This window comes from Gordonia lacunae, from assembly GCF_002149015.1.
In the GTDB taxonomy this organism is placed as follows: Bacteria; Actinomycetota; Actinomycetes; order Mycobacteriales; family Mycobacteriaceae; genus Gordonia; species Gordonia lacunae.
Map to the genome: position 1 here is coordinate 132291 of NZ_NGFO01000006.1, position 23591 is coordinate 155881.

Consider the following 23591-nt stretch of genomic DNA (forward strand, 5'->3'; position numbering starts at 1 on the left):
GTCGAACCTAGATCGTCATCGCCTCGCGCACAGCGGTTTCCGCGGTCGAACCGCCGTCACCCGACGACGTGACCCGACCGCTCTCCAGCACGTAGTACCGCTGCGCCGCGGCGAGTGCGAAACCGATGTGCTGTTCGACGAGGAGCACTCCCAGTCCGCCGCGCTCGGTGAGCGTGGTGATGGTCTGCTCGATCTCGGCGACGACCGAGGGCTGGATACCCTCGGTCGGCTCGTCGAGGATGAGCATGCGCGGTTCGGTGATGAGGGCGCGAGCGATCGCCAGCTGCTGACGCTGGCCCCCGGACAGAAGGCCGGCGCGCCGTCCCAGCAATTCCTTCAGTGCCGGGAACATGTCCAGCATCTCGGCCACCAGTTCCTTGCCGCGTCTACGGCCGTCGGCGACCACCTGCAGATTCTCGGCAGTGGTGAGGTGACCGAAACTCTGCTGCCCCTGCGGCACATACGCGATGCCGTGTCCCACCCGGGCGCTGGGCCGCGCCCTGGTGATGTCGACGCCGTCGAACGTGATCGTCCCCTTGGTGGTCTTGACCAGCCCGACAGCTGCGCGCAGCAGCGTGGTCTTCCCCGCACCGTTGTGTCCCATCACCGCGACGACGCCGTCGGTGGGTACCTCGATGTCCACCCCGTGGATCACCTCGGTGCGACCGTAGCCCGCATGGACCCCGGAGAGTTTCAGCATGATTCAGCCCCTGTCCGGAGTCGATGGCGTGGCGGTGCCGGTCTCGGCGGTGTCGGTCTCGGCGGCGATCTCCTCGAGTTCCTCACCACCCGCGGCGGTTCCGAGGTACACCTCCTGCACCTTGGGGTTGGCCTGGACCTCGGCGACCGTGCCCTCGGCGAGCACCCGACCCCGGGCGAGCACCGTGACCGAGGTCGCGAAGGACCGCATGAAGTCCATGTCGTGTTCGACGACCACCACCGTGCGTTCACCACCGATGCGGCGCAACAGGTTCCCGGTCTCCTCCCGCTCCTCGTGACTCATGCCGGCGACCGGCTCGTCCAGCAACAGCACGGAGGCGTTCTGCACCAGCAGCATCCCGATCTCGAGCCACTGCTTCTGGCCGTGTGCCAACACCCCGGCCGGCGTATCGGCCAGGTGCTGCAGACCGATGGTCTCGAGCGCCTCGGCGATCGAGTCGGGGACCCGGGCGGGTCGACGCCGCAACATCGTCCACACCGAACGCCCCGCGCCCGCGGCGATGTCGAGGTTCTGCAGCACGCTCAGCTCCTCGAAGACGCTGGCGGTCTGGAATGTCCGGCCCACACCCAGACGCGCGATCTGATGAACCTTCTTGCCGACGAGTTCGACACCGGACTTCTGAATCGACCCGGTCGGCTTCACCAGCCCGGTGATCGCGTCGATGATCGTGGTCTTGCCCGCCCCGTTCGGCCCGATCAGGAATCGCAGATCACCCTGCAGCAGAGTGAGATCGACGTCGGAGACCGCCTTGAAACCGTCGAACTCCACACTGAGACCACGCACCTGCAGGTAGTCGCTGTCCATCCCGGCGTTGCCACCGGCGACGGGCAGGTGCTCGACGACCGTCGATTCTGCTTCGGTCATGACGACACTCCTACCTTGGTGACGGTGTGTTCATCGATGTCGCCGGTCGGGGACGAGTCCGGGGCCCTTCTCCGCCGCCACTTGATCAGCGCGCCGAGTCCGGCCAGGCCCGCCGGGAAGAAGCCCACCACCACGATGAACAGGATGCCCTGCGCGTAGGTCCATCCGGACGGGAAGCTCTCCGACAGACTGGTCTGCGCCCAGGCCACCGCGATGGCGCCGAGGACCGGACCGAGAAGCGTTGTGCGCCCGCCGATGGCGACGCCGATCAGGAACGCGATGGACGGCACGATCCCGACGTCCGCGGGCGAGATGATACCGACGATGGGAACGAACATGGCGCCCGCGATGCTCGCGAACAGCGCCGCGATCGCGTAGGCGACGACCTTGGTGTTGGCCGGGTCATAGCCGAGGAACCGGACCCGCTCCTCCTGGTCACGGACGGCGACCAGCAGTTCACCGTACCGGCTGTACATCAGCTGCCGCGTGATGGCCACGACGGCGAGCAGGATGGCCGCGGTGATGAAGAACAGCAGCTGCCGGTTCACCGGGTCGTTCAGGGCGAGGCCGAAAAAGCTGCGAAAACGGTTGAGCCCGTTGCTTCCGCCCGTGGTCTGCTGACCGATGAGCAGGATCGCGAAGGCCGCGGCCAGCGCCTGCGACAGGATCGCGAAGTAGGCACCCTTGACCCGCCGTTTGAAGACACCCAGACCCAGCAGGATCGCGACGAACGTGGGCACCAGCAGGATGCCCAGGATCGTCACCACCGGTGAGGCGAACGGCTTCCAGTACCCGGGCAGGTCGCTGATGCCGGCGATCTGCATGAAGTCGGGCACGTCGTCGCCCCGCAGTTCGGCGTCGGAGATCTTCAGGTGCATCGCCATGATGTACGCACCCAGACCGAAGTACACGCCCTGCCCGAGGGTCAGCATGCCACCGCGTCCCCACGCCAGGCCGATGCCCACCGCGACGATGCCGAAGCACAGGAACTTGCCGAGCAGGTTGAGACGGAAGTCCGACAGTACGGCGGGCGCGACCGCGAACAGCAGGATCGCGGCGAACCCGAAGCCGGCCCAGACCTTCCAGGAACCGCTGAAATAGTCCTTCACACAAGACTCCTCGACTGGACCGTGAACAACCCCTGCGGCCGGATCTGCAGGAAGATCACGATGATGACGAACACGGCGACCTTCGCCACCGATGCCGTCGTGTTGTATTCGATGAACGAGTTCAGGACGCCGAGGGCGATGGCCGCGATGACCGCGCCCTTGATCTGGCCCAGCCCGCCGATGACGACCACCAGGAATGCGTCGATGAGATAGGTCATCCCGGTGTTCGAGCTGGTCGAGCCGATCAGGGTGAGCGCCACGCCCGCGACGCCGGCCAGGCCCGAGCCGATGAAGAACGTCGTGATGTCGGTACGGCGGCTGGAGATTCCGCTGGTCTCGGCGAGGTCCCGATGCTGGACGACGGCGCGGATGCGCCGGCCCATCGGCGTGTACTTCATGGTGACCGCGATGGCGGTCACCGCCACGACGGCCAGCAGCATGATGAACAGGCGTGTCTTGGGGACGACCGCGCCGAGGATGTCGACTCCGCCGGACAACCACGACGGCGCGACCACGTCGACCGCCGGTGCGCCGAAGATGTCCCGGGCGAGTTGCTGGAGAATGAGTCCCACGCCGAACGTCACGAGCAAGGTGTCCAGCGGCCGGTCGTACATACGCTTGATCAGGGTGACCTCGAGCAGGACCCCCATCAGGCCGCCGACACCGAACCCGATGACGAGTGAGACCAGCAGGGACACCCCGGCGTCGGAGATCAAGTACTCCTGCACCGTGTACGCGGTGTAGGACCCGGCCATGATGAACGACCCGTGGGCCATGTTGATCACGCCCATCTGCCCGAAGGTCAGGGACAGGCCGAGAGCTGCGAGGAGCAGAATCGAACCGAGGCTGAGCCCGGTGAAGAGCTGTCCGATAACGGTTTCCACGTGTCTATCCGTTCGTCGGCGGCGGGTGCCGCGTTCGCCAGGAGGGACCGTGCGCGGCCCGTCCCGCGTCAGGAGCACGCGGGACGGGCCGTCGACGGTGTCAGTTGCTCAGGCCCTCGGCCCACGGGTAGGACTTCAGGTAGGGGTCCGGCTCGATCGGCTGGCCCGAATCCCAGACGGTGTAGATCAGTCCGTCGCCGCGGATCTCACCGATTCGCGCGGTCTTGGTGATGTGGTTGTTCTCGCCGTCGATGGTGACGAGACCTTCGGGAGCATCGAAAGCGACTCCGCCGGCAGCCTTCTGGACATCCGCGACCGCGAAGGACTGCGCCTTCTCGACGGTGTTCTTCCACAAGTGCACCGAGACGTAGGCGGCCTCCATCGGATCGGAGGTCGGCTTGTTGGCGCCGTAGGCGGCCTTGTAGTCACGGACGAACGACACGTTCGCCGGGTTGTCGACGGTCTGGTAGTAGTCCCACGCGACCAGCTGGCCCTCGATGTTGTCCACACCGATGCCGCCGACCTCTTCCTCGGCGATCGACACCGAGACGACGGGCATGGCCTGCGGGGTCAGCCCGACATTCTTGTACTCGCGGAAGAACGCCACATTGGAATCGCCGTTGAGAGTGTTGAACACGGCGTCGGCATCAGCGGTGCGGACCTTGTTGACGATGGTCGAGAAGTCGGTCGAGCCGAGCGGGGTGTAGTCCTCCCCCTTGATCTCGATACCGTTGGCTTCGGCGTACGCCTTGATCACCCGGTTGGCGGTCTGCGGGAACACGTAGTCGCTACCGACCAGGTAGAGCGACTTCACGCCCTTCTCTTTCAGATACTCCAGCGCCGGCACGATCTGCTGATTCGTCGTCGCGCCGGTGTAGAAGATGTTCGGCGACGATTCGAGCCCCTCGTACTGCACCGGGTAGTACAGCAGCGAGTTGTTGTCCTCGAAGACGGGCAGCATGGCCTTGCGGCTCGATGACGTCCAACCGCCGAACACCGCGGCGACGCAGTCGCTGGAGATCAGCTTCTCGGCCTTCTCCGCGAAGATCGTCGGCTCGGAGGCGCCGTCTTCGCCAATGAGCTGCACCTGTTTGCCCAGCACTCCGCCGTTCTCGTTGATCTGGTCGACGGCGAGCTTGATTGAGTCACGAACGGTGACCTCGGAGATCGCCATCGTTCCCGACAGCGAGTTCAGTGACCCGACCTTGATGGTGTCGCCGGAGGTGTCGACGCACGATTGTGCATTCGACGCCGACTCCTCGCTGGCCGAACTCCCGCAGGCACTGAGGACCAGCGCCACCGCGGAGAGAGCTGCGGGGACGAGGATGCCGTACCGCCGACGGCGTGACCGGGTGGTGGCGGGCGGCGGGGTGTCGGCCGGCAGGGAGCCGGACGGCAACGGAACAGACGGCATCGGCGAAGCCTTTCTCACTACGTCTCAGGTCCACTCAGGTGGGGGCACGACGAACACGCGGCATGTCGCCGCGTGACCCCCGATGAGATACGCCGCAACACAGCTTGCGATCTGGCGTATGGGGGGTAAACGTATTTTGACTTTGTTACGCCGGCGTGACGTGAGATGAATTCGGTGTTTCCGCTTCCGGACGCGTCACGGGCGCCGAGTGTCACTGAATTCCGTTGCCTTCATTGACGTTTCAGAAAGCCCCAGTTTGACACGGACACCTGTAGGCGCTAGTGGGCGAACGAGGCCTCGATGTCGGCGCGGGTACGCTCGGGGTCAGATCCGAGCTCATATCGCGGAAGAGTGTGCGACACAGCGGTCCCCTGCGCCACGCGGCGTCGAGCGGCCGTGAATTCCGGCGCCTCGCCCATCGTCAGATGGGCGGAGTTGATGATGCCCCACACCGCACTCCGGCGCGCGCGCCGCTCGATCGGCTTGGGCGCCCGGTACATGATCAGCTGTTTCGCCCAGCGCGGCATCGTGTCACGGATCGCCCAGTCCACCGCCCCGTGCACCGGGTTGCGCACATTCAGCCCCGTCGCCAGTGCATTCCCATGCGTCAGAGCGAGTCTCGGCACATACTCCGCGAGGCAGGTGAGGGTGTCGGCCTTGGTTGTGGGCAGGTCGGTACCACCGAGCGCATGACCCACCCGGACGAACTCCCGGTAGTAGCCGTCGAGTTCGTCGCCGCGAAGCGGCCGGGGGTGATAGATCTCGTGCGCGGTCGCGATACCCCAGACCACCGTCGCGTAGTTCCATCGCAACCAGGCCGGATCGTCGGCGTCGTAGACGGCACCGTCCGGGCGGACGCCTTTGATGGTGTGGTGCATCGCGCGGACCGTTCGCGCCAGCCGCTCGGCCGACTCGGTCGAGCCGTAGGCGGTTCCCATGAAGAACGCCAGCGAGTGCCCGAGCCTAGTCATGGCGCCGTCGGGATCGATGGACAGGGTCGGGGTACCGTCCTCGCGTCGCCGGACCAGGCGCGAGTGCTGTACCCCCATCCAGAAGATGCTCGGGTCCAGACGCTCGAGGTACGACGCGCACTGCAGGCCGAAGATCAGTGCCGGGGTGTGTGAGTGGACGTACCAGGTCGCACTGTCCGGGCCGAACCAGCCCGGGTCCCCGGCGGGGTTCTCGAAGTCCATCCCACGGAAGAACTTCGCACGGACATTGGCGTCGAACTTGCCGTTGAGCCAGGAGCCGACGAACTCGTGTGGGAGCGGAACGGGGACCCGGTCGGTGGAGGGCAGCCGGCGGGGAGCCAGGGACACAGTCATCGAGAGACCTTCCACTCGGGGCGATCATTGGTCACGGTCGTGCCCAGACTATCCCTGTGGATACACATGTGACCAGATCTGTCTCGGTCGGGTCGACGCCGACTATGGTGAGACGATGTCCTCACCGACCCGCTGGGCGGGCGTCCCGCTCGCGGACCGGCGCGCAGAGCGCAGAGCCGATCTGATCGCGGCCGCCTTCGACATCTTCGGGGGCGTAGGTGCCGAGTCCGAACTGTCGGTTCGGTCCGTCTGCCGGTACTGCGGCTTCAACACCCGGTACTTTTACGAGAGCTTCGCCGACACCGACGAGTTGCTCGGCGCGGTCTACGACGCCACCGCCGCGGAGCTCGGCACGGTGGTCGCGGCGGCGATGACCGAGGCGGACCCCTCGGTCCGGTCGCGCACTCGTGCGGGCATCCGGGCGGTACTCGGACACGCATCCTCCGACCCACGCCGCGGTCGCGTGTTGTTCACCGCGGGGGTGACCGATCCCGTTCTCGCCCAACGCCGTGCCGTCACCCAGGCGATGCTCCGCGACATGGCCTTCGCCGAGGCAGACGCGCGGGACACCGACCAGCTCACCAGCCGGGTGCGAGCCGCCGTCTTCACCGGCGCCATGACCGAGCTGGTGCAGCAGTTCTTGGCCGGCAGCCTGGGCGACGATCTGGACCGCGTCGTCGACGAGGCGATGGCCACCCTGCTGCCCGCCCGGACTCCGTAGTTAGAGAGTGCGTCGTGAAGGCGCACTGCCGCTACGGGACCGCAGCTCCGAGGCGTGTCATCAGACCCCGGTCGAGAGCACGGATCATGACGAGGCACCCGAGGCCGGAGAGGATCAGCCCGGTCGCGAAGATCGCCGGGAACCCGAACAGGTCGCCCACGATGCCCGCGGCGAATCCAGCGGCGCCCTGCACTCCGACCACGGCGCACGCGAACAACGTGTAATCGCTGCCCTCGTAACCTTTCTGACATGCGTCCATCATCAGGGTGAACACCGCGACGGTGGCCGCCCCGCCCAGAATGTGCTCGGCGAGGCTGGCCGTGACCACGAGCCAGAAGCCGCCGACGCCCAGCGACGCGACCAGATACAGCGCGAGACTGAGCGTTTGGGTGACACCGCCGACACGGAGCGCGTGCCGCCGACCGTAGGTGTAGGCGAGCCACCCGCCGAGCGCCGCTCCACCGAGAGCACCGGCCGACGACAGCGCACCTTCGACGAGTGCGATCTGGCCCAGCGTGAGGCCGATGTCGGACATGAACGGACCCACGAGCGCCGACGCCATCGAGTTGCCGAACTTGAAGGCGCCGACGACGAGGATGAAGGCGATCACGCCGGGGCGTCGGAGCCGCGACGCCCACCCCGTCAGCAACAAGCCCGGCGACACCGGCGTCGGCGGTCCGGGCGCCGCGTCGCCGCGGCGCGCTCCGGGGTCGCGCGCGAGGAACCACACCCCGACGGTGACCGCGAACAGCAGCACCGACATCACGACGAAGAAGGCACGCCAACCGGCGAGCGAGAACAACCAGAGAAGCCCGCCACCGCCGGCGATCATGCCGATCCGGTAGGCGCCCACCTGGATTCCGTTGCCCAGACCACGCTGCCGCGGCTCGAGCATCGACACGGCGAGACCGTCGGTCGCGATGTCCTGCGTCGCCGAGAGCAGGTTGATGACGGCGATACCCACCAGCAACCAGACCAGCGTTCCGGACAGGTCGAGGGACGCCAGCACGAGCGCGACGACCGCCGACGACAACTGCAGCGTGAGCAGCCATCGGCGTCGGGTGCCGTAGGCGTCGACGTACGGCGCCCACAGGAACTTCAGGCCCCACGGTGCGAACAGCAGTCCGTAGACGCTGATCTGGGTGAGCGAGTAACCCTCCTCGCGGAGGATGACGGGTATCGCCTGACTGAAGAACCCGTAGGGCAGACCCTGCGCGAAGTAGAGCACCGTGAGCAGGACCAGGGTGCCGACGGCGAGCCGACCGGAGCGCGGAGTCGACATGGACCGCGGAGTCGACATGGGTGACATCATGCCGCACGCGGGTGCCGGCCGGTCGGCTCAGATCTGTTCGCGGGCGTCGATCAGCCGTTCGCGGGCTTCGCGAACGGCGCCGTCGCCTTTCGCGGCGAGGTCCCGGGCCGTGGGCGGTACCCGCTGACGATGGACATCCGGTTGAATGCATTGATGGTGACCGCCGCCCAGATCAGGACCGCGGTCTGTTCGGTGTCGAGGATGTCCGTCGCCCGGTCGTAGGCCAGGTCGGCAGCGTCATGGGCGGGCAGCTCGGTGACCAGTTCGGCGATCTCGAGAGCGGCCTGTTCGACATCGTCGAAGAGGTCTGGTGCATCGCGCCACCCGGCGATGACATCGATCTGCTGCGTCGACAGACCAGCGGAACGGCCCAGCTGCCCATGGAGATCCATGCAGAAGGCGCAGCCGTTGATCTGCGAGCACCGCAGATTCACCAGTTCGACGAGGGACCGACTCAATCCGATCGCTTCGGCGGCCGCCGCGACCTCGGCCGACACCGCGATCAGCTTTCGGTAGACCTGCGGTGTGGTCTTGTCGATTCGCACCCGTTGCGCAGGCATGGCCCAACAGTAGCCGTCGGGTCGGGTCAGCCCGCCATCGCCGGAAACGACAAGCTGACGAGCATCAGGGCGAACAGGAACCACGCGGCGCCCTGCCACATCGGCCACGTACCTCCTCGGCGGTAGGTGCGGTACGCGGTGATCAGCGCACCGATGCCACCGAGGAGGAACACGCCGGGAACGAGCGACGCGAGGATCATGTTGCCGCGGTCGACGGACAGGAAGATCGCACAGGCGATCGCACCCAGCACGACGACGGCCACGACATAGAGCGCCGCCGACCGGTAGCTCCCGGAGTCCTGCCAGCGCTTCTCGACGTCGGCGCGTCCACGGTCGGAGGTGTCCTGCGAATGCGAATCGGTCATGGGTCGGCGATACCCGTCCGGGCGGCCCGGTAATCACCGGCTCGCAGCCGAACCGCCACCCGGACACACGAAGCCCCCACGTCGTCTGGGTAGGACTACTCATCCATGCCGGGACGCGGTGGGTCATCGTCGGTTCATGACCACTCCCAGCAGCATGTTCGGCGGCGATCCGGGTACTGCCACGCTTGCCCGGATCTCGACCGAGTTCGACGCCATCGCACGTCAGATGTCGACCGTGTCAGCCGAGTTCGCGGAGCTTCGGCGCATCGTCGCCCACCCGGACGACCCCGGTCGCGACACAGCTCCCGTGTCGCAGCCGGCGCCACACACCCCGACTCCCGGCCTCACCCCGCCGATGGTGGCGACTCCTCCGCGGGCGCCCGGACGCCCACCGGGTACGCCACCTCAGCCGTGGACGCCGAGCAGGCCGCCGTTCTTCCCGCCCCGGCAGGCCACGACTGCTCCCCCGCCACCGCCGGGGGCCGCCGTACCGACGCCGATGCCACGTCCGCCGATCATGCCGCCGCCGACCACGCCGACGTTCCCGCCGACCACGCCGACGTTCCCGCCGGCCGGGCCGACGCCCCGGGTCGCCGCGGCTGCCCGGCCGGCCGGGCCGTCGATGTCCGAGCGGATCGGCGCCGCCGCCGAACGCGGACTCATCGGCAAGATCCTCGCCACCGCGGGCGTCGGTGTGACGCTCATCGGCGTCGCACTGCTCCTCGTCCTGGCCGCACAGGCCGGAATCCTCCGCCCGGAATTCCGCGTCGCCGGCGGGGCGATCCTCGCGGCGGCACTCGTCGCCGGTGGGATGTGGCTGCGCGGCCGGACCGACGGTCGGATCGGCGCCATCGCACTGACCGCCACCGGCATCGCGGCCGGTTACCTCGACGTCCTGGCCGCGACCAGGATCTACGAGTGGCTGCCGATCGTGCCGGGTCTCGGGGTCGCCGGACTCGTCGCGGCAGGTGGTCTCGTACTGGCCCATCGATGGCGCAGCGAACATCTCGGTCTGCTCGTCGTGGTACCGCTGATCGTGCTGGCCCCGGTCCTCGCGGGCGGGCTGGACACCACCCTGATCGCCTTCATGGTGGTGCTGTGCGCCGCGTCGGCGTGGGTCCAGGTGGGCCGCGACTGGATCTGGCTGCATACGGTCCGTCTGGCGGCGCCCACGATCCCGCTCACCCTGGTCGGGCTCGTCGGCCTCGCCGGGTGGAATGCGCCCGGGAGTTCCGACCCGGTCTTCGCGGCCGCGGTCGCCGTGGTCGTCGTCCTGGGCGTAGGCGGAGCACTGTTGTCGATGTCCACCACGCGGCACCGGGAGGTCGTGGCGGGCCTCGCGAGTGCGACCACCATCCCGGCGCTCTTCGCCGGTTCGGCCATGCACCTACCGGGCGCGGTCATCCTGCAGACCTCCATCGCCCTCGTCCTCATCGGAACCGTGCTGATCGGTTCGGGATTCATCGGTTCGGGCGCCGCCACTCGTGTCATCCCCGACTCCGTCGCCCAGATCTGGTCCGCCACCGCACTTCTCCTCCTGTTCGTCGCGGTCCTCGTGACCTTCGACGGCACCGTGGCGGTGGCCGTACTGCTGGGGTTGGCCACGGTGACCGGCCTCGTCGCCCGGACATGGTCGACGACCTCGCGTGTCCTCCTCGCCGGTAGCTCGGTCATCTGGGCGATCGGTTTCGCGGCCCTCCTCGACGCAGCGCCGCCGTACGTGCTCGCCGACGCCGACCTGATCGGACGTGCCGCGAACCTGGAAGTCGTCGTCGCGAGCCTGTTCGGTGCCTCGGGAGCACTCATCCTGGCCGCGGGTTGGGCGCGCCTGACCGACGAGAGAGTGTCTCGGGCAGCCCACATCGCGGCGGGGGTGGTCGTCGTCTACGCGCTCACCGCGATCAGCGTGACCGCCGGTGTCCTGGTCGGTGGGCCCGACGGATTCCTGGCCGGACACGTGCTGGCCACCACCTGCTGGATGGCCCTCGCCGGTGCGGCACTCGCCTATGCCCGACGACGTGGCGGCGCGGCGCGCACCGCCGCCGTCACCGGCGGTCTGGTCCTCGTCGCCGCGGCGATCGCCAAGCTGTTCCTCTTCGACCTGGCCACCCTCGACGGCATCTTCCGCGTCATCGTGTTCATCGTGACCGGACTCATCCTCCTCGGGCTGGGCGCCTGGTACGCACGCGCCCTGCAGGACGATCCGGCGAAATCGCGTTCCGCGACGACCGTCTGATCTCACGGATCCGGATGACCTCGCGCTCGGTTCCCGGGCACGAGGTCATCCGGATCGAGGGGTGGACTAGGTGGTCGCGCGGACCGGTGCGGCCACGTCGACCTCGGTCGTCGCATCGTGGGCGGGCGGCCGACGATCCGGGGCGGTCCGGACATGCGTCAGATACAGCGTCAGCCCGACGAAGGTGAGTCCGCCGACGAGATTGCCGATCACCGTGGGGATCTCGTTCCAGACGAGATAGTCGGCGATCGAGAAGTCGCCGCCGAGCATGAGACCCGACGGGAAGAGGAACATGTTGACGATCGAGTGCTCGAAGCCCATGTAGAAGAACAGCATGATGGGCATCCACATACCGATCACCTTGCCGGGCAACGACGTCGACATCAGGGCGGCGACCACGCCGGTGGACACCATCCAGTTGCACAGCACACCGCGGATGAACAGTGTCAACATCCCGGCCGCCCCGTGCTCGGCATAGCCGACGGTCCGGCTGTGGCCGATCTCGCCGAGCTGCTGACCCACGTCGTCGGGCGCCACACTGAACCCGTAGGTCAAGATGACCGCCATCATGACCGCCACCAGGATGGCGCCGAGGAAGTTCCCGAGGAACACCAGACCCCAGTTGCGCAGCATCGATCGGACGGTCACGCCTCGGCGCTTGTCGAGCAGCGCGAGTGGCACCAGCGTGAACACGCCGGTGAGCAGGTCGAATCCCATCAGGTAGAGCAGGATGAAGCCGACCGGGAACAACAGTGCGCCGAGCAGCGGCTCACCGGTTCGGACGGTGACCGTCACCGCGAACGCCGCGGCCAGAGCCAGGATCGCGCCGGCCATGAACGCTCTGATCAGCGTGTCGCGGGTGGACATGAACGCCTTCGACTCGCCGGCGTCGACCATCTTCACCGCGAAGTCGGACGGTTTCACGTAGGACATGTGGTTCTCCTCGAACTCCTCGGTTGTCGGGCCCCATCGAACCGAGGTCACATGTCCGTCCGGTGTCATCGACGAGTCGCCCTGTTACGCCGCCCTCACTCGCGTGACACCGTCGTGTGATGTGCCGGGCCGCCGGACCACATGTCGTTCGTGTGAACACTGCCGGATGTCGCTGCGTCGACTTGGCACCGTGCCCGCGGGTGGGCAATGTGGATGTGGTCCAACACTATCGATGGAGCTGATGATGACCACCCCGATCATGCCGAAAACCGATGCCGCAGAACTGATCAACGCCGCGCGGATCCGCCAGGGACTCACGTGGGCGACGATTGCCGACAAGATCGACGCCCCGCTGGTCTGGACGGTCGCGGCGCTGCTGGGCAAACACCCCGTTCCGGCCGCGAAAGCCACCGCCGTGGTGGAACTGCTGGGTCTGGGCGAAGGTGTGGCGGAGAGTCTGCGGCAGCAGCCCACGCGGACACCCGACGATGCGGCGGCGAGCGATCCCACCATCTACCGCTTCCACGAGGCGATCGACGTCTACGGGCCCGCGCTCAAGGAACTCATCCACGAGGAATTCGGCGACGGCATCATGAGCGCCATCAACTTCAAGATCGGTTTCGAACGACGGCCGGATCCCAGTGGCGACCGGGTGGTCGTGACCTTCGACGGCAAGTTTCTCGACTACAACTGGTGAGTCCCGCCGGTCACCGACCGCAGCGCAAGCATCACCGATGCGTAGACGGCCGGTTCGGTGGGATCGAAACCGAGGAGGGTCCGGATTCGTTCGATGCGCTGGTAGAGACTCTGTCGGCCGATGTGCAGCGCCGCGGCCGACCGCGTCGCACTGCACCCGTTCGACAGGTGTACCGACAGTGTCCGGACGAGATCGGACGACGAGCGTCCGTCGTTGTCCAGCAGCGGCAGCACCAGGGACCGGAGTTCCGCGCGGATTGCGGGGTCGAGCACGCGAACGGCATCGTCGGCGAGCAGTTCCCGGGAAGTGAACACCCGGCGATCCGCCCCGAGGCGCGCCGAGGCGGGCGCCGCGAGCCCGAGTTGCCGCCCGCAGCGCCGCAACGACTCGGAGAGGATGGCCGCGGGATCCGTCGTGCCTCCGAGATCATCCATGACACAGGGATTTCCGACCACGATCGTCATACGTCCGAGCCGGTTGCCCTGTGTCACCAGAGACGACACGACTCGGTCGACCGGATCCCCGCCGCCGTGGCCTCCCCCGGCCGACACCGCCGCGAGCGCATAGACAGTTGCGTCGACGATGCTGCGCGCCACCGAATCCAAGGCGGCACCGGCGACCGCCGCGTCGGCCATCCGCGGGTCGGGAGCCTCGGCGGCCAGTGGCACCACCACGGTGGGCCCCACCACCGGCACCCCCGCGCCGGCCAGGCGTGTCCGCAGGTCCGCAGGCCGCATCGGCCGTCCGTCGACGAGGTCTTCGACGAGCCGCGCGGCCAGGGCCGATCCCCGGACACCGGTGCGGGTCAGCCCGACCGCCACGGGTCCGGCGGCCGCGCGCAGCAGGCTTTCGGCGAACGGGTGGGGACGTGCGTCGTGCCGCTCGCCCACGACCATCCGGGCCATCGGACGCCCCTTGCTGTGGACCGTCGCCTCGGCCACGGCCCGGTCGACGATCCGCCATGCCGCCGAATCGTCGTCGACGCCATGAGCAGACAGCAGCGCGTCCGAGGTGGACACGAGAACGACCGGCGCACCGAGGATCTCGGCGACATGACCGAGCATGGATGCGACGCCCGCGCCGGCCGACAGGTCGTCGTGGAGTGCGTCCACGAGCTCGGAGCGCGCACGTAGTCCGTCGACCTCGCGCGCGGCGATCGCGGTGTTGACCGCGCGGCACACGTCGATGAAGGGGACCACGGCGCGCAATTCGATGATCGGCAAGCGGGCCGCCGAACCGGCTCGGACCATCTCGTCGGGCACCGCCTCGAACGTACGGCCCACCTCGATCGCGACGGCGGCGACGCCACGCTGCGCCAGGTCCTGCACATAGTGCTTACGGGTTCCCGCGTCGAGCCCGCGCAGACCGAGTCCGGTCGTCAGCAAGAGCTCGCCGCCGGTCAGCAGCGGGCCGATCTCGTAGATCTCGCTCGAATGCACCCACCGCACCGGCGCGTCGAGGCGCTCGTGGCCGCTGAGAATTCGTGGCTCGGCCGCGGCCAGGTCGTTGTCGAGGATCTCCCGCAGCGTCGGCGTGCGGGTGGTCGTCGAGGGTCGAACGGTGGTCATGGACCGAGACACTATGCATTGGCGGAACCGCACGCAGGGCGACGATCTGTCAGTTGCGGCCGCTGACGACGCGCGGCACCCTCGAGGGCATGACGCTCTCGCTCCCCGACCGCGCCGACCTCGACCTCTCCGGGATGCTCGATGTCGCCTACCGGCAGGCACGTATCGGCCTTGATGAGGGCGGTATCCCGATCGGCGCGGCGCTCTTCGCTGCGAACGGCACCGTGCTCGGCGCGGGCCACAATCGGCGGGTGCAGGCCGACGACCCGTCGGCGCACGGTGAGACGGACGCGTTCCGCGCCGCCGGGCGGCAACAGGACTATGCCTCGACGATCATGGTGACAACACTGTCGCCGTGCTGGTACTGCTCGGGCCTGATCCGTCAGTTCGGCATCGGCACGGTGGTCATCGGCGAGCACACCTCCTTCTACGGCGGTGAGGACTGGTTGCGCGACCACGGGGTCGAGGTCATCGTCCTCGACGACGAGCGATGCACGGAGATGATGTCGTCGTACATCGCGGCGAATCCCGCAGTGTGGAACGAGGACATCGGGATCGCACCCGCGAACGCAACGGAGCGGCAGGCATGACCGACAGCCCGGTCCTCACCGTCGACCTCCGCGAGTGGCGATCCGGCGGGGCCGGCGCACGACGTGTCTGCGCCGCCGTCGACGAGTCGCTACAGCAAGCGGGATTCCTGCTCGTCACCGGGCACGGGGTGGATCCCGAGTTACCGAGGTCGCTGCGCGCGGCGGCGCGACGGTTCTTCGCCCTCTCCGCCGAGGTGAAGAGCAACTACTCGGTGGGCGTCGGCGGCCGCGGTTGGATCGGGCCGGGCAAAGAGGCGAACGGCTTCTCCGAGGGCACCGAGACCCCGCCGGATCTCAAGGAGTCGTTCACCTCCGGTGCGCAGACACCGGTCGGCACATCCGAGATCGACGACTATTGGTTCGCCCCGGACGTATGGCCGGCGGAGACGCCCGAACTCCGGGACCTCTTCACTGCGTGGACGTCGCAGATGAGGAGGCTGTCCGACGATGTACTCGGGTTGATGGCCGCCGCACTCGGCCTCGCCGGTCCGGACAATCCGTTCCGGGATCTCGCGTCGAACCCGACTTGGTCCTCCAACATCAACCACTACCCGCCACTGCACGACGTCGGGGATCCCGAGCCCGGCCAGTTCCGCATCGGACCGCACACCGACTTCGGTACCGTCACCATCCTCGACCGCGAGCCGGGCGCCGGTGGATTGCAGGTCCACAGTGAGCATTCCGGCTGGGCCGACGCGCCGTGGAACCCCGACGCCCTGACCGTCAACATCGGGGACATCCTCGAATACTGGTCGGCCGGACGCTGGCCCGCGGGTCGGCACCGGGTCCTCCCGCCGCAACCCGACGCCCCCGCCGAAGATCTCGTCTCGTTGATCTTCTTCTACGAACTCGACCACGACGCACTCGTCACGCCCGTCGCCCCGCCCATCGGTCGCCGTGCCGGACTCGAACCGGTGGTGTCCGGGGACTTCATCAGGCAGCGTCTGGACGCGATCACCGTCGGCTGAGCCCCCCCCTTCCCGAGGTGGAGGTGCACGACCCTCCGCTCCCGGTGTAGGCCGGAGCCTGCGGAGGCCGTATACCCCTGCCCCCTGAGGAGGCCGGAGCCTGCGGAGGCCGTCACGAAGGGTCGTGGCGAGATGCGTCGCCAACCCTTCGTGACGCGCCCTCCGCACGCTCCGGGCGCACCTCAGGGAGCAGTGGATGAGCAGATCTCTCGAGCTGGGGACCAGGGGTTTGCGGTTCTTCCGGATCAGGGAGCGGAGGGGCCGGCTCGGGAGAAGACTTCGTCAGCGGGGTTCGGCTCCGGTGACCAGCGGGAGTGACGGGTCATTCGCCCACGCGGTCATCGATCCGTCGTAGACCGCGACATCGTCGCGGCCGACGAGGGCAAGCGCGTGCGCGATTCCGGTGGCCGCGATGCCGCCGCCGCAGTAGGTCACCACCGTGGTGCCGTCGTCCAGCAACCCGGCCGCCTCGAACTCGCGACGCAACTCGTCGACGGGCCGGAGGTCACCGGTCTCGGCGTCGCGGATGGAGAACACCGGGAGGTTCACCGACCCGGGGATGTGACCCTGCCGCGCGTATGTGGTGGTCTCGCCACGATAGGTCGCCTCGTCGAGGACGTTGACCAAGAGGGTCGACGGATCATCCAGCGCCGCTGCGACATCGGCGGTCGATCGCAGGAGTTCGGGACGACGCTTTCCACTGAAGACGCGTGGGGTGAGGGTCGACTCGGCATCGGTGACCGGGGCGCCGGCCGCCTTCCAGGCCGGGAGTCCGCCGTCGAGCACGGTCACGGCGTCGAACCCTTCCAGGCGCAGGTGCCACCAGAATCGTGTGGCCCAGAATCCCTCGAGTTGGTCGTAGACCACGACGGTGGCCCCGTCGCCGATACCCAATGCGGAAGCGGCCGAGGCGAATTGTTCCGACGACGGGACCGTCCAGGGTTCGGCGCTGGCGGCGTCGGCGAAATCGGTCAGCAGGTCGGCGAACACCGCACCCGGGATATGTTGTGCACGATAGGATTCCGCGCCCGACTCCGGGACGTAGGGCCCCTCCTCAGGGATCGGGAGGTGGGTGGTCGCGTCGACGATGACCACGGACGGGTCATCCAGACGTTCCCGCAACCAGGCGACATCGACCAGAGCGGGCAGGACAGGTGTACTCATCAGGACCTCTCGAGAAACGGGCAAAACACCCCGACGCCCCCGAGAGTAAGTGGTCGTCGACACCTCGGCACGGTGCCGAATCTCACCGAGCGCGACGGTTGACGGACCACCGCGCACGGGGCAGCGTGTGTCGGGCCGTGAGCACGGTGTCGCGGTCAGGCCCGCTCGCGCATCACCCCGACGTGGCGGACGGTCCCGGAGATGCCCGGGATCTGCTTCACCGATGACCAGGTACGCATCCCGTCGGTGCTGTCCGAGTACAGATATCGCCCGTTCCGATACGCGTCGAGGTACATGCGCCAGGCACCGTTCGGCAGCTGGACGACGGCCGGCCCCTCGACGAGGAGACCCCAGTTGCCCGGCGGCACGAAGCGGTAGGGCCCCAGCAGCGACGTCGCGACCGCGTGCTGGATGAACTTCTTCGTCTCGTTCTTGGTGAACGCGTGATAGGTCGGGCCGACCTTGATGACCGTGGTGTCGATGTGGTCCGCGCCGATGCTGAGCATCGGGACGGGCGGGCTCCAGATCCGCAGCCCGGGATCGAGGGCTGTCATCACATACGGAATGAACCCACCACCGGTCGACATCGACAGGATCACGTTGACCCGGCCGCCCTCGACGAACCATTCGGGGGCCCAGGCCTTGGTGGTGAAGGGCGACAGCGACGGACCGTCGCTCGAACCCGCCGACCCGGACGAACCGGCGGAACCGGACCCGCTCGACGAGCCGAGTCCCCTACCGTCACCTGTCCCCGGAAGGAACGCGCAGCACAGCGGAACCGGCCAGTTGTACAGGAAGTTCCAGTTCATGCGGTCCCGGCTCCGTGCGAAGCCGATGTTCGCCCCGTCGGCGGTCGTGTAGGTCACGTAGTACCAGCCGTCGGTGTGCCGGAAGATGCTGGCGTCCCGGACGTACCCGGTCGGCGGCCGATACGCGGACTTGCGCACCATGCGGTACTCGAGACCGTCGGTGGACTCGTACACATCCATGTCGCGCGCACTCGAATTGCTGAATGCCACCATCGTGTACCGCCAGCCCGAGGGGGCGGCATCGCCGCTCGCCGGCGTCGGGACGAGGAGCCCGGCCACGGCGAGCAACACCACGGTGACCGCCGACAGGACGGTTCGTCTGGAAAGAGTCACCGATGCAGTATCGACGACGACCGGCGCGTGATGTGCAACTTTCACCGGGAAGGTCGACAGGCGTCCGCCGACGCCGCCGGCCGCACGGATCGACAGAAGACATCCGTGCGGCCGGCGGAGATCACGGGGTCAGCTGGACCCCCACGCGCTAGCTGCCGTTGGCGTACAGCGCCAGGAGCGGACCGATGAAGGCGAGCAGGGCGGTGAGACCGAGTTCAGACGAGGACACTGAGTTACCTTTCGACATGTGCCAACTGGGCGGCCGGTGGATGCGACTGCGCCCACCGGCCAGGCAACACCATCACATGCCGCGTGTCGTATGTCAGGCGAATGAGCGACAAAACCCGTTCCCGCACAGAGTATTTGAGGGCAACCGAACGGCCGGTCGTCTCAGTCAGGCGTCCAAGTCGGTCCGTCGCCGCGACGCCCGCAGGCGCCTGTCGAGATCGGCCATCAGTCGCGTGGACCGTGACGCCCCGCCGCGCGGTTCCGGATAGCGGCACAAGACGTCGACGAGTTCGGACGGCGTCCGCCTGCACACGGCCTCGAGCATCTCGTTCCCGACCTCCGGGTCGCCGCCGCTCTCGAGCTCGGCGATGAGTGCCCGGTTCGTCGGCGCCCGCAAGATGTGCCCGACCTGATGCGCCCTGGCGATCGGATGCAGATAGCAGGCCGCCGCGGCGTCGCCGGCGGCCTGTGCGGCCAGTCGGGCGACCTCCGACGGCGCGTCCTTCGCAGCCCGGTGCGCCGCAAACGCCGAGCTCCGCTGCCGCGCGGATCTCCGTGCACCGCCGGTGAATTCCCGTGCCGCCTCGATGGCTGCGCGCGGCCGATCGTCATCGGGCTGCGCTCGCTCGAAGACCGGCAACACTTCTGCAGCCCACTGCGTGGCATAGCCGACGACGACGCGCAGGTCGTCGTCGGTCAACTCGAAGTCTGCCATCGGGCGAAGGCTAGCAGCGTCCTCACCCGGTCGTGGACGACCCGTCGATACCCGGATCGCGGAGCATCGAATGCACGACGAGGCCCGTGTCGACCGGAGTCGTTGCGGTGACGACGAACCCGATGCGTTCGTAGATCATCACATTGCGGTCGTCGGAGGTCTCCAGGGCGACTCGCGCACCCGGAGGGGTCCTGCCGTCGACCACGGCCAGCCCCGCGCGGACCAGCGAGCTTCCCAGACCCCTGCCCTGGCGGCCCGGGTGGACACCGAGTGTCGCCAGGTTCCATGCGCCCGCCGGCGGCGCGGGGGTCTGCGCGCGCGCAACCGCAGCCAACCGGTCGCCGTGCAGGCCGGCCACTTCTGCCTGGAACCGGTCGTCCGGCTCCGGCACGTCCGGGGGCAGCAAGGCGATCACGCCGAGCCGATCCGTGGTGACCAGCACGACGCCGTGGTCGAAGGCATACCCCAGATACATCCGTTGGAGACGGTGCAACCGTTCCCGATAACCGTCCTGGGGAATGGACCATCGGGTCCAGGGATAGGCGTCGAAAGCGGCGGCGAGAGTGCCGGCGGCATCGTCGAGATCCGCGATGATCGCGTGGTCGATGGAAATGTCACTGCCCTCGATGGTGTGTGTCGGGTGTCGGTGGTCGGTGGTCGGCGGGTCACATTACCGCGCACCCGCATTCGGACGACACCGGTTTTCCCGCCTGGGCCCGCCGGAAACCCGCTGTGCGCAGGTCAGAAACACCTGAGAGTCCGCGCCGAGCTTGTCAGGGAATCCGCAGGATTTCTGTAGCCCTGTTCACATGAGGCCCGGGCATCGTGGTGCCGTGAACACGCCCCAGACCCCCATGCCGCAGACCCCCGACGACCGCGATCCGATCACCGAACCCTTTGTGCCACCGCCCGGACCGGCGCATCCGCCCGGGCCGTGGATGATGAACCAGCAGACCACCTCGCCGCTGCCGCCGATGCCACCGGTGTCGCGGCCCCGCGCCGGGGTCACCAAGCCGATCATCGTCACCGCACTCCTCGCCGGACTGCTCGGCGGCGCCGTGGGCATGGGGGGCAGCGCCCTGCTCGGGCACGATTCCGCGTCGGTTCCGGTCCTCAGCTCGCAACCGGCCGCCGCGGCCAATGCCGCCGACGCGCAACCCGGTTCGGTGACCTATGCCGCGAGCGTGGCGTCGAAGTCGACCGCGGACATCAAGGTGCAGACCGCGAACGGCACGGCAGTGGGCAGCGGGATCGTCCTCTCCCCCGATGGATACGTCTTGACCAATCATCACGTCGTCGCGGGCGCCGGCTCCGGGAGCACCATCGTCGTCACCACCGGAGACGGACACCAGCACAACGCCACGGTGACCGGGACCTCCCCGTCGTACGACCTGGCCGTGATCAAACTGCAGGGCGCGTCGGGACTGACCCCGGCGGCACTCGGCGACTCCGACGCGCTGAAGGTGGGCCAGCAGGTGGTGGCCGTCGGCAGCCCCGACAGCCTGTCCAACACGGTGACGTCCGGCATCGTCAGTGCACTGTCGCGCACGGTGACCGCCGGAGACCAGAACGGTTCGTCGCTCACCGTGTACAACGGTCTGCAGACCGACACCCCGATCAATCCGGGCAATTCCGGTGGGCCGCTGGTGAATCTGCAGGGGCAGGTGATCGCGGTGAACTCGGCGGTGGACACCGGTCAGGCCGCGAGCGGCGGACCGCAGTCCTTCGGGCTGGGCTTCGCCATCCCGATCAACACCGCCAAACGCATCGCCAATCAGCTGTTGCAGGACGGGAAGGCGACCAAACCGGTACTGGGAGTGTCCGGTTCGCTGTCGGCCGGTGATCGGACCGAGGGCGCGACGGTCTCGTCGGTGCAGCGTGGCGGCCCGGCCGCGGCGGCAGGCATCCAGCAGGGCGACGTCATCACGAAGATCGGGAACACCGCCGTCGCCGACTACGCCGACCTCATGGCGCAGATCCTCACCCACAAGCCCGGCGAAACCGTGCCGGTGACCATCGGTTCGGGCTCCGGCGCCCGCACCGTCGAGGTGAAGCTGGGCAGCGCCGTCGACGAGCAGGAGACGACAGTCCCGGAGTCCGGCAGCGGATCGGGCGGTTCCCCGTTGCCGTTCGGCGGCAACCCCTTCGGCCAGATCCCGTGACCCGTCGGAACCCCACGACCCGGGGCCTCGTCAGGTCAGCTCGGTGAGAGTTGCTGGGCGAGCATGACGATGATGTCGCTCGGGCCGCGCACGTAGGTGAGTTTGTACAGGTCCTCGTAGGTGGCGACGCCGCGCAACGGATGACAGCCGTGTCGCGCCGCCACTTCGAGGGACGCGTCGATGTCGTCGACCGAGAACGCGACGCGATGCATCCCGATGTCGTTGGGCTGGGTGGGTCGGGTCTCGACGGCCTCCGGGTGGATGTACTCGAAGAGTTCGAGGCGCCCGTGCCCGTCCGGGGTCTGCAGCATGGCGATCTTCGCGTGATTGCCGTCGAGTCCGACAGCGGTGTCGGTCCATTCCCCGCTGACGGTGTCCCGGCCGATGACCTCGAGACCGAGGTCGGTGAAGAAGGCGATCGCGGCGTCGAGGTCGCGCACTGCGATGGCGACGTTCTCGAGTGAGATGGGCATGACGGTCACGCTAGTGGGCGCGCGTGCCGAATACGACGACCGGCGAACCTCATCTCGACCGATGGACTTCGATCGAGGTCTGGCAGTCGAGTTGAGGTCCGTCGGTCGCTTCGTCAGGCCCGGTACTTGGTCAGCAGCTCCTGCGGGAGATGGCACGCGCTGTCCGGGAACCGTGCGAGTCGATCCTGGTGCTCATCGGCACTGCGCACATAGTTCGTCAGCGGGAGCACCTCGACGGCGATGCGATCCGCGTCGTCCCGCGCCCCGATGAATTGTCGTGCCCGTACGAGGTGCTCCGGATCGTCGGAGTACACACCGGTGCGGTACTTCTCGCCGACATCAGGCCCCTGCCTGTTCTGGCTGTACGGGTCGATGATCTCGAAGAGGTACGCGATGAGCTGCTCGACGCTGACGACGGCCGGATCGAACCGGGTCCGGACACATTCGGCGTATCCGTCGTACTCGCCGTCGAGGGACCGGGTCGCGCCGTTGGCCCGGCCCGCCTCGGTGGACGTCACCCCGGGCAGCGTCGCGAGGAAGGCCTGCACACCCCACAAACAGCCGCCGGCGAGGTAGATCTCCTCGTTCGGCGCGACGGACGTCATCGCACGATCAGACGTTGAACCGGCAGTCGACTGGGTACGCCTCCAACTCACTGCGGTAGTCATGCTCAAGTCCGAGACGATCCTGCCACTCGATAACGAAGCGCGCCGCCGTATCGCAGGCCCAGCTCGCGCATCCGGCTCCAAGCACCTTATTCGGGAACAAGGGTGGACCAACAGACTGCCGATTCTCGCCTGCCCGCTGCATCACTCCGATGAACACCCTTTGAAGGTCAACAGTATTCGGGCTCTCCGAGTTGTAGTGAATCAGATAGTTTCTCAACTGAATCAATGCGGCAACGTCCTGAAGCGGCGAACAACCGGGATCGAAGGATCGCTTGCCCGCACACAGCAGTGCCAGCTGATACTTATGAATGACTGAGATCCGGTCACTCGGAACGGCGCCACCCTTCCATAGCTCGCGCATTTGCTCGCGCGCGGTTTGCGATAGGCCGCGAGTCCGAGGCGTACCGTGCGGCTTGTCCGCGGCATCCGAGAACAACTCGTTGACGAAACCCTCCAAGAACATCACAGCCGACACGACAGCATTTATCGCGTCAGCCCTGTGCGCCGGGTCTAGTCGCGCCGTGCCTTCCACTACCAGCGCATCCTCGCGCTCCGAGCACATTTGCGCGGACCTCTTGGCCGACCACAACGAGTGCACGGCCATGTAGACACGCGCGAACGCGCCCTTGGCGCCTCCACCATTGAACGACACCGCGTCCCAACCGAGGAGATACACCTCAACCTCGGCGCTCCCCGTAACGACTGCCCCGCCGGAGGCGCCTGCAGCGTCGGTGTGGGTGTCTGCAAGCTCGTCGGCGTCTTCCGGCACCAC

The 23591-nt window shown here is 67.6% G+C and carries 24 protein-coding genes; 6 read left to right on the plus strand and 18 right to left on the minus strand.

Annotated elements, in window-relative coordinates; genetic code table 11:
* Positions 1-7: 7 nt before the first annotated feature.
* From urtE to CA982_RS07075, 6 genes are all read right to left on the minus strand, one after another.
* Positions 8-700, minus strand: coding sequence for an urea ABC transporter ATP-binding subunit UrtE (gene urtE, locus CA982_RS07050; protein WP_086534614.1), 693 nt, complete (start codon positions 698-700; stop codon positions 8-10).
* Between the two features lie 3 nt (positions 701-703).
* Positions 704-1585, minus strand: coding sequence for an urea ABC transporter ATP-binding protein UrtD (urtD, locus tag CA982_RS07055; RefSeq protein ID WP_086534615.1), 882 nt, complete (start codon positions 1583-1585; stop codon positions 704-706).
* On the minus strand, positions 1582-2694 hold the full coding sequence (gene urtC / locus CA982_RS07060; protein ID WP_086534616.1) for an urea ABC transporter permease subunit UrtC: 1113 nt from the start codon (positions 2692-2694) through the stop codon (positions 1582-1584). The genes urtD and urtC overlap by 4 nt, the downstream gene beginning before the upstream one ends.
* Positions 2691-3578 carry an urea ABC transporter permease subunit UrtB gene (gene urtB, locus CA982_RS07065; RefSeq protein ID WP_086534617.1) on the minus strand — a complete coding sequence of 296 codons (888 nt, stop codon included), beginning with the start codon at positions 3576-3578 and terminating at the stop codon, positions 2691-2693. The genes urtC and urtB overlap by 4 nt, the downstream gene beginning before the upstream one ends.
* Positions 3579-3678: 100 nt before the next feature.
* Positions 3679-4992, minus strand: a complete 1314-nt coding sequence (gene urtA, locus CA982_RS07070; protein ID WP_086534618.1) for an urea ABC transporter substrate-binding protein — start codon at positions 4990-4992, stop codon at positions 3679-3681.
* A gap of 278 nt (positions 4993-5270) precedes the next feature.
* On the minus strand, positions 5271-6317 hold the full coding sequence (locus CA982_RS07075; protein WP_086534716.1) for an oxygenase MpaB family protein: 1047 nt from the start codon (positions 6315-6317) through the stop codon (positions 5271-5273).
* A gap of 115 nt (positions 6318-6432) precedes the next feature.
* Here CA982_RS07075 and CA982_RS07080 point away from each other — a divergent pair, with 115 nt between their 5' ends.
* Complete coding sequence (locus CA982_RS07080) at positions 6433-7038, plus strand: TetR/AcrR family transcriptional regulator (RefSeq protein WP_086534619.1); 606 nt, start codon at positions 6433-6435, stop codon at positions 7036-7038.
* A gap of 31 nt (positions 7039-7069) precedes the next feature.
* Here the strand turns inward: CA982_RS07080 and CA982_RS07085 are convergent, their stop codons facing one another.
* The 3 genes from CA982_RS07085 to CA982_RS07095 form a co-directional block, all read right to left on the minus strand.
* Positions 7070-8320 carry an MFS transporter gene (locus CA982_RS07085; RefSeq protein WP_086534620.1) on the minus strand — a complete coding sequence of 417 codons (1251 nt, stop codon included), beginning with the start codon at positions 8318-8320 and terminating at the stop codon, positions 7070-7072.
* Between the two features lie 80 nt (positions 8321-8400).
* Positions 8401-8910, minus strand: coding sequence for a carboxymuconolactone decarboxylase family protein (locus CA982_RS07090; RefSeq protein WP_086534621.1), 510 nt, complete (start codon positions 8908-8910; stop codon positions 8401-8403).
* 26 nt (positions 8911-8936) lie between these two features.
* On the minus strand, positions 8937-9275 hold the full coding sequence (locus CA982_RS07095) for a hypothetical protein (protein ID WP_086534622.1): 339 nt from the start codon (positions 9273-9275) through the stop codon (positions 8937-8939).
* A 136-nt stretch (positions 9276-9411) separates the two neighbouring features.
* Here CA982_RS07095 and CA982_RS07100 point away from each other — a divergent pair, with 136 nt between their 5' ends.
* A complete protein-coding gene (locus CA982_RS07100; protein ID WP_167383338.1) occupies positions 9412-11511 on the plus strand; it encodes a DUF2339 domain-containing protein in 2100 nt (699 codons plus the stop codon).
* Between the two features lie 66 nt (positions 11512-11577).
* On the opposite strand, the gene CA982_RS07105 is transcribed toward CA982_RS07100, so the two are convergent.
* Positions 11578-12444 (minus strand): formate/nitrite transporter family protein, encoded by an 867-nt coding sequence (locus CA982_RS07105; RefSeq protein ID WP_086534718.1) that lies wholly within the window; start codon positions 12442-12444, stop codon positions 11578-11580.
* A gap of 244 nt (positions 12445-12688) precedes the next feature.
* On the opposite strand from CA982_RS07105, the gene cynS reads away from it, so the two are divergent.
* Positions 12689-13141, plus strand: a complete 453-nt coding sequence (gene cynS, locus CA982_RS07110; RefSeq protein ID WP_086534719.1) for a cyanase — start codon at positions 12689-12691, stop codon at positions 13139-13141.
* Here the strand turns inward: cynS and CA982_RS07115 are convergent.
* Positions 13129-14709 carry a PucR family transcriptional regulator gene (locus CA982_RS07115; protein ID WP_086534721.1) on the minus strand — a complete coding sequence of 527 codons (1581 nt, stop codon included), beginning with the start codon at positions 14707-14709 and terminating at the stop codon, positions 13129-13131. The genes cynS and CA982_RS07115 overlap by 13 nt on opposite strands.
* Positions 14710-14798: 89 nt before the next feature.
* On the opposite strand from CA982_RS07115, the gene CA982_RS07120 reads away from it, so the two are divergent.
* Both CA982_RS07120 and CA982_RS07125 read left to right on the plus strand, forming a co-directional pair.
* Complete coding sequence (locus tag CA982_RS07120) at positions 14799-15299, plus strand: nucleoside deaminase (protein WP_086534720.1); 501 nt, start codon at positions 14799-14801, stop codon at positions 15297-15299.
* The gene (locus CA982_RS07125; protein ID WP_086534623.1) at positions 15296-16267 is read left to right on the plus strand and encodes an isopenicillin N synthase family dioxygenase; all 972 of its coding nucleotides are present in this window, start codon (positions 15296-15298) and stop codon (positions 16265-16267) included. Before CA982_RS07120 ends, CA982_RS07125 begins: the two co-directional genes overlap by 4 nt.
* 282 nt (positions 16268-16549) lie before the next feature.
* On the opposite strand, the gene CA982_RS07130 is transcribed toward CA982_RS07125, so the two are convergent.
* The 4 genes from CA982_RS07130 to CA982_RS07145 form a co-directional block, all read right to left on the minus strand.
* Positions 16550-17431, minus strand: coding sequence for a sulfurtransferase (locus CA982_RS07130; RefSeq protein WP_086534624.1), 882 nt, complete (start codon positions 17429-17431; stop codon positions 16550-16552).
* Between the two features lie 155 nt (positions 17432-17586).
* Entirely contained in the window at positions 17587-18573 is a 987-nt protein-coding gene (locus CA982_RS07135) for a glycoside hydrolase family protein (protein ID WP_208617904.1), read from the minus strand.
* A 394-nt stretch (positions 18574-18967) separates the two neighbouring features.
* Entirely contained in the window at positions 18968-19516 is a 549-nt protein-coding gene (locus CA982_RS07140) for a putative immunity protein (protein WP_086534626.1), read from the minus strand.
* Positions 19517-19538: 22 nt separating this feature from the next.
* Complete coding sequence (locus CA982_RS07145; protein ID WP_086534627.1) at positions 19539-19991, minus strand: GNAT family N-acetyltransferase; 453 nt, start codon at positions 19989-19991, stop codon at positions 19539-19541.
* A 334-nt stretch (positions 19992-20325) separates the two neighbouring features.
* Here CA982_RS07145 and CA982_RS07150 point away from each other — a divergent pair, with 334 nt between their 5' ends.
* Positions 20326-21678, plus strand: a complete 1353-nt coding sequence (locus CA982_RS07150; protein ID WP_086534628.1) for a S1C family serine protease — start codon at positions 20326-20328, stop codon at positions 21676-21678.
* Positions 21679-21713: 35 nt separating this feature from the next.
* On the opposite strand, the gene CA982_RS07155 is transcribed toward CA982_RS07150, so the two are convergent.
* The 3 genes from CA982_RS07155 to CA982_RS07165 all read right to left on the minus strand — a co-directional run bounded on the left by CA982_RS07155 (position 21714) and on the right by CA982_RS07165 (position 23591).
* Positions 21714-22151 (minus strand): VOC family protein, encoded by a 438-nt coding sequence (locus CA982_RS07155; RefSeq protein ID WP_086534722.1) that lies wholly within the window; start codon positions 22149-22151, stop codon positions 21714-21716.
* 113 nt (positions 22152-22264) lie between these two features.
* Positions 22265-22756 carry a peptide-methionine (S)-S-oxide reductase gene (locus CA982_RS07160; protein ID WP_086534629.1) on the minus strand — a complete coding sequence of 164 codons (492 nt, stop codon included), beginning with the start codon at positions 22754-22756 and terminating at the stop codon, positions 22265-22267.
* Positions 22757-22763: 7 nt separating this feature from the next.
* A complete protein-coding gene (locus tag CA982_RS07165) occupies positions 22764-23591 on the minus strand; it encodes a hypothetical protein (protein ID WP_086534630.1) in 828 nt (275 codons plus the stop codon).

What these genes read in the sequence shown, in the direction of transcription:
- urtE (WP_086534614.1), bottom strand. Translation starts at nt 700, where the DNA reads ATGCTGAAACTCTCCGGGGTCCATGCGGGCTACGGTCGCACCGAGGTG.
- urtD (WP_086534615.1), bottom strand. Translation starts at nt 1,585, where the DNA reads ATGACCGAAGCAGAATCGACGGTCGTCGAGCACCTGCCCGTCGCCGGT.
- urtA (WP_086534618.1), bottom strand. Translation starts at nt 4,992, where the DNA reads ATGCCGTCTGTTCCGTTGCCGTCCGGCTCCCTGCCGGCCGACACCCCG.
- CA982_RS07075 (WP_086534716.1), bottom strand. Translation starts at nt 6,317, where the DNA reads ATGACTGTGTCCCTGGCTCCCCGCCGGCTGCCCTCCACCGACCGGGTC.
- CA982_RS07080 (WP_086534619.1), top strand. Translation starts at nt 6,433, where the DNA reads ATGTCCTCACCGACCCGCTGGGCGGGCGTCCCGCTCGCGGACCGGCGC.
- CA982_RS07085 (WP_086534620.1), bottom strand. Translation starts at nt 8,320, where the DNA reads ATGTCGACTCCGCGCTCCGGTCGGCTCGCCGTCGGCACCCTGGTCCTG.
- CA982_RS07090 (WP_086534621.1), bottom strand. Translation starts at nt 8,910, where the DNA reads ATGCCTGCGCAACGGGTGCGAATCGACAAGACCACACCGCAGGTCTAC.
- CA982_RS07095 (WP_086534622.1), bottom strand. Translation starts at nt 9,275, where the DNA reads ATGACCGATTCGCATTCGCAGGACACCTCCGACCGTGGACGCGCCGAC.
- CA982_RS07100 (WP_167383338.1), top strand. Translation starts at nt 9,412, where the DNA reads ATGACCACTCCCAGCAGCATGTTCGGCGGCGATCCGGGTACTGCCACG.
- CA982_RS07105 (WP_086534718.1), bottom strand. Translation starts at nt 12,444, where the DNA reads ATGTCCTACGTGAAACCGTCCGACTTCGCGGTGAAGATGGTCGACGCC.
- cynS (WP_086534719.1), top strand. Translation starts at nt 12,689, where the DNA reads ATGACCACCCCGATCATGCCGAAAACCGATGCCGCAGAACTGATCAAC.
- CA982_RS07115 (WP_086534721.1), bottom strand. Translation starts at nt 14,709, where the DNA reads ATGACCACCGTTCGACCCTCGACGACCACCCGCACGCCGACGCTGCGG.
- CA982_RS07120 (WP_086534720.1), top strand. Translation starts at nt 14,799, where the DNA reads ATGACGCTCTCGCTCCCCGACCGCGCCGACCTCGACCTCTCCGGGATG.
- CA982_RS07125 (WP_086534623.1), top strand. Translation starts at nt 15,296, where the DNA reads ATGACCGACAGCCCGGTCCTCACCGTCGACCTCCGCGAGTGGCGATCC.
- CA982_RS07130 (WP_086534624.1), bottom strand. Translation starts at nt 17,431, where the DNA reads ATGAGTACACCTGTCCTGCCCGCTCTGGTCGATGTCGCCTGGTTGCGG.
- CA982_RS07140 (WP_086534626.1), bottom strand. Translation starts at nt 19,516, where the DNA reads ATGGCAGACTTCGAGTTGACCGACGACGACCTGCGCGTCGTCGTCGGC.
- CA982_RS07145 (WP_086534627.1), bottom strand. Translation starts at nt 19,991, where the DNA reads ATGTATCTGGGGTATGCCTTCGACCACGGCGTCGTGCTGGTCACCACG.
- CA982_RS07150 (WP_086534628.1), top strand. Translation starts at nt 20,326, where the DNA reads ATGAGGCCCGGGCATCGTGGTGCCGTGAACACGCCCCAGACCCCCATG.
- CA982_RS07155 (WP_086534722.1), bottom strand. Translation starts at nt 22,151, where the DNA reads ATGCCCATCTCACTCGAGAACGTCGCCATCGCAGTGCGCGACCTCGAC.
- CA982_RS07160 (WP_086534629.1), bottom strand. Translation starts at nt 22,756, where the DNA reads ATGACGTCCGTCGCGCCGAACGAGGAGATCTACCTCGCCGGCGGCTGT.